Raw genomic sequence first — 4,722 nt, 5'->3', positions numbered from 1 at the left:
CGCGCGCCCGACGGCCGACGCACCCCACGCCATCGTCATCGGCAGCGGCTTTGGTGGCCTGGCCTCGGCCGTGCGCCTGTCGGCCAAGGGCTGGCGCGTGACGGTGCTGGAGAAGCTGGACGCGCCCGGTGGCCGCGCCTATGTGCACGAGCAGAACGGCCACGTGTTCGACGCCGGGCCGACCATCATCACCGTGCCGTTCCTGTTCGACGAGTTGTGGGCGCTGGCCGGCAAAAAACTCAGTGACGACGTGGAGCTGCGCTCGCTCGACCCGTTTTATCAAATCCGTTTTGACGACGGCGACGTCTTCCACTACAGCGGCGACCCCGACAAGATGCGCGCCGAGGTGCGCCGCATCAGCCCGTCGGACGCGGCCGGTTACGAGCGCTTCATGGCCGAGGCCGATCATTGTTACCGCCTGGGCTTCGAGGCGCTGGGCGCCAAGGCCTTCGACACCGTGGGCGACCTGCTCAAGGCCAGCCCGGCCATCTTCCGCATGCGCGGCTGGCGCAGCCTGCACGCCATGGTGGCCAGCCACCTCAAGCACCCCAAGCTGCGCATGGCGATGAGCCTGCAGAGCCTGCTGATCGGCGGCAACCCGTTTGCCGTCACCTGCATCTACAGCCTGATCAACGCGCTGGAGCGGCAGTGGGGCGTGCACTGGGCGGTGGGTGGCACGGGCAAGCTGGTGCAGGGCCTGGTCAAGCTGCTGCAAGGGCAGGGCGGCACGCTGCGCTGCAACGCCGAGGTCAGGCGCATCGAAGTGGACCGCGGCCGCGCCACCGGCGTCACGCTGGCCAGTGGCGAACGCATCGCGGCCGACATCGTGATCTCCAACGCCGACACCGCCTGGACCTACCGGCACCTGGTCGAACCACAGCACCGCCGCCACTGGACCAACCACCGCATCGACAAGGGCCGCTACTCGATGAGCCTGTTCGTCTGGTATTTCGGCACCAACCGGCAGTACGCCGACGTGCCGAAACACATGATGCTGCTGGGCCCGCGCTACAAAGAACTGCTGACCGACATCTTCCGCCGCCACAAGCTGGCCGACGATTTCAGCCTCTACCTGCACCGGCCGACCGCGAGCGACGCGTCGATGGCGCCCGCCGGGCACGACACTTTTTACGCGCTGGCCCCGGTGACTCATCTGGACAGTGGCACCGACTGGGCCACGCAGGCCGAGCCCATGCGCCGCGCCATCGCCGAGGTGCTGAATCGCACCGTGCTGCCGGGGTTCGAGCAGCACATCAGCGCCTCGCTCATCACCACGCCGCAGGACTTCCACGACCGCCTGCTCAGCTTCAAGGGCGCCGCCTTCGGGCTGGAGCCGCTGCTGATGCAGAGCGCCTGGTTCCGCCCGCACAACCGCAGCGAAGACGTGGACGGCCTGTACATGGTCGGCGCCAGCACCCACCCAGGCGCGGGTGTGCCGGGTGTGCTGATGTCGGCCAAGGCGCTCGATTCGGTGGTGCCCGACGCCGCCACCTACCTTGCACGGATTGCCCATGCCGGTTCTCAACGCTGAAGCCTTGGCCCATTCGGCCCACGGCGCACCCTCTGGCCCGACCACCCACGGCATCGGCAGCGAGGCCGATCTGGAGGCCTGCGTCGCCCTGATGCGCACGGGCTCGCGCACCTTCTTTGCCGCCAGCCGCCTGCTGCCCCAGCGCGTGCGGGCCTCGTCGATCGCGCTCTACGCGTTCTGCCGGGTGGCGGACGACATGGTCGATGGAGGCGAGCACAGCCTGAACGAGGCCATGACCCTGCTGTCGCAGCGGCTGGATGCCCTCTATGCGGGCGACCCGCAGGACCACGTGGAAGACCGGGCGCTCGCCATCGTCGTGCAGCGGCACCAACTGCCGCGTGCGCTGCTCGACGCGCTGCTCGACGGCTTCGCCTGGGACGCCGAAGGCCGCCGCTACGAGACGCTGGAAGACGTGCACGACTACGGCGCGCGCGTGGCCGGCAGCGTGGGCGCCATGATGTGCTGGATCATGGGCGTGAGATCGCCACAAGCCCTGGCCCGCGCCTGCGAACTCGGCGTGGCCATGCAGCTCACCAACATCGCGCGCGACGTGGGCGAGGACGCGCGCAATGGGCGGCTCTACCTGCCGCGCCGGTGGTTGGCCGAGGCCGGTATTGGCGCCGACGACTGGCTTCAGAACCCGGTGTGCACACCCGCCTTGCAAGGCGTGATCGAGCGCCTGCTGAAAGAGGCCGACCGGCTGTACGGTCAGTCCACCGCCGGTGTGGCGATGTTGCCGCGCGACTGCCGCTCGGCCATCCTGGCCGCGCGCTACATCTACGCCGAAATCGGACAACAGCTGCGCCGCGACGGTCTGAACCCGGTCAACCAGCGCGCCGTGGTGCCCACCTCGCGCAAGCTGGTGTTGCTGGCCTGCGCAGGCGTGCAGTCGGGCTGGATCGGCCGGCCCGACGTGCCCGCGCCGCCGCTGGCGGCCATTGCCTACCTGGTGGAGCATTGCGGCTGCCCCGATGGCCTGGAGCGGCCCGCCGGCGCCCAGCGGCGCAGCGACATCGGCCGGGTGGGGTGGATGCTGGAGCTGATGGAACGGCTGGAGCAGCAGCGCCTGGACGAGGTGGCCCGGGCGCGGGTGGCGCACTGAAGCACCGATCCACCACACAAGGACCACCGGCATGGGGATCTGGATCGAACTTGGCGTCTTCATCGTGGTGCTGCTCTGGGGCGTCTGGCAGCTGCACGACGTGAAAAAAGCCCAGGCCCGCACCCGCGAGGACAAGGCCCGCCAGGCTGCGCGGGATGCGACCGGTGCTGCGGATTCCGACCCGCCCTGAACCGAACAAAGGTGGGGCGGGGCCAGCGGCGTCACACCCCGTCGAGAAACGCCTGGTATTGGTCGCAGAAGGCCTGGGGCTGTTCAAAGTACGGCATGGCGCCGGTTTGAAACACGCTGCACTGCCCGTTGGGCCGCTCGGTCAGCAGCGCCTTCTGGCCGTAGTCGGTGAAGTCGCCGCGCACGCCGTGTGCCACCCACACCGGTGGCGTCAGGCGCTCGTACACGGTCTGGATGTCGCGGCTGAAGAGCCCCCCGCCGATGAAGCGCAAGGGCGCGTGCTCCGCACCGGGCTGCTGCGCGCTGACCACGGCGTATGCCCACATGCGTTCGTCGATGTTCCGTGAGCCCCAGGTCTTGTTCAAAAAGAAGCGGACCACGCCCGGCCGGGTCAGGGCCCGGAACAGCGCGCCCCCCCAGCCCGGACCCCGCAGCACGGCCAGCAGCCACGGCATGGCCAGGGTGCTGCCGGGCGGGCCGCGGCGCTGGTCTTTGCGGCCCAGCCCGGTGGGACTGACCAGGGCCAGGCTGCGAAAGTGCGTCGGCGCTTCGGTGGCGGCGCGCGCCAGGAACTCGCAGGACAGGGACACGGCCAGCGCATCGATGGGCGCAGGTCCCATGCGCTCGCGGATCAGGGCCACCGCGGCGTGCAGCGCATCGGTCATCACGCGCGGCGTGTAGTCCCGGTCGCTGCGGTCCGAGAAGCCGTAGCCCGGCAGGTCGATGGAGAACACGGTGCGTGTGCGCTGGAAGTGCTCGTGCAAGGGCCGCACCTCGGCCGCCGATGCGGCCGCGTTGACGCTGTGGACCAGCAGCAGCGCGGGGCCTTGGCCCGCCATGTACAGGTTCAGGTCGTGTCCAGCGCTCTGGAACACGGTGCGCTCGCCGTTGAGGGCCGCGGGGAGGGGGGTGGGCATGGGGGCTCTCGGTGGGGGCGCGTGGCGCGGGGTGCGAAAGGCGGGAGGGTTTGCTCAGACCCCTCGATCAGACCACATGACGCATTCACCTAGCCCCGCCGCGGCATGCGCCAGGGCAGCATGGCCTGCACCGTGGGCGACACCAGGCGCGGCACGTTCAGGGTTTCGTGGAAGCTCGTGACAGCTTCGCCCAGCAGCTGGCTGCGCAGCACGGCCCGCTGGTAGAAGGGCGTGTCTTCCAGCTGCTGTTGCACGCCGACCGGGCCGTCGCTGCGCATACGCCGGGGCAGGCGCCAGGCGGTCCTGGGCAGGTGGTGCAGTGGTGGCGCGTCGAACTCGGTCACGCGGCCGTCGGGGTGGAAGCGCAGCGCGAGCACCCGGCCGCCAGGCTGGCCGGGCTCGATGTCGTAGAGCACCGCGGTGCTGCCGTCGGCCAGTTCGCAGCGCGACCAGTCCCACTCGGTGAAGGCGCGGTCCACCGGCTCACTGCCCTGGTTGCTGTCCAGGTAACCGTGGCCGCGCCAGCGCAGGGACGGGTGCTCCAGCGCCACCTCGACCTGGGCGCTGGGGGCGATCGGCCCCCAGTGGTGGCGGTCGTGGGTGTCCAGCGCGGTGCTGAAGTGGAACAGCTGGTCGGGGACCACGCGCACCGTGCCGCGGATGCGGCGCGGCAGCGGCACGCCGACCTCGTCGATGTGGATGATCAGGTGCTGGCCGTCCCATTGCAGCTGGCTGGGGCCGATGGTGAAGCAGTCGGCCTCGCGTGCGCAGTGGCGCGCGCCGCGTTCGGTCATGCTCCAGCGCTGGGCACCCGGGCTGTAGATCGCCACGTTGAGCGCGCAGTGGTTCTCGGGGTCGGCGCTGGCGCCGCGCCGCGCCCAGGCGTAGTAGGGCGAGAACACGCTGCCGATGAAGGCGATGATGGTCAGCCCCTGGCTGCCGTCGGCGCTCAGGGCGTCGACGTACCACCAGACGTAGCCGTC

The 4,722-nt window shown here is 70.1% G+C and carries 5 protein-coding genes; 3 read left to right on the top strand and 2 right to left on the bottom strand.

The annotated features are described in order from the left end of the window. The 3 genes from ACR2JA_RS10330 to ACR2JA_RS10320 all read left to right on the top strand — a co-directional run. Positions 1–1,531 (top strand): phytoene desaturase (locus ACR2JA_RS10330; protein WP_434008999.1); only part of this gene is annotated, 1,531 nt, incomplete at its 5' end. Continuing rightward, a complete protein-coding gene (locus ACR2JA_RS10325; RefSeq protein WP_434008998.1) occupies positions 1,512–2,633 on the top strand; it encodes a phytoene/squalene synthase family protein in 1,122 nt (373 codons plus the stop codon). The genes ACR2JA_RS10330 and ACR2JA_RS10325, both read left to right, overlap by 20 nt. Positions 2,634–2,664: 31 nt before the next feature. Continuing rightward, positions 2,665–2,823, top strand: coding sequence for a hypothetical protein (locus ACR2JA_RS10320; RefSeq protein WP_434008997.1), 159 nt, complete (start codon positions 2,665–2,667; stop codon positions 2,821–2,823). Between the two features lie 31 nt (positions 2,824–2,854). On the opposite strand, the gene ACR2JA_RS10315 is transcribed toward ACR2JA_RS10320, so the two are convergent. Together ACR2JA_RS10315 and ACR2JA_RS10310 are read right to left on the bottom strand one after the other, a co-directional pair. Further along, positions 2,855–3,739, bottom strand: a complete 885-nt coding sequence (locus ACR2JA_RS10315) for an alpha/beta fold hydrolase (protein ID WP_434008996.1) — start codon at positions 3,737–3,739, stop codon at positions 2,855–2,857. An 89-nt stretch (positions 3,740–3,828) separates the two neighbouring features. After that, positions 3,829–4,722 (bottom strand): hypothetical protein (locus ACR2JA_RS10310; RefSeq protein WP_434008995.1); only part of this gene is annotated, 894 nt, incomplete at its 5' end.

It is taken from the genome of Hydrogenophaga sp. (genome assembly GCF_051007235.1).
Taxonomy (GTDB): Bacteria; Pseudomonadota; Gammaproteobacteria; order Burkholderiales; family Burkholderiaceae_C; genus Hydrogenophaga.
The sequence above is the reverse complement of the archived record's forward strand: the minus strand, read 5'-3'. Positions and strand labels throughout refer to the sequence as shown.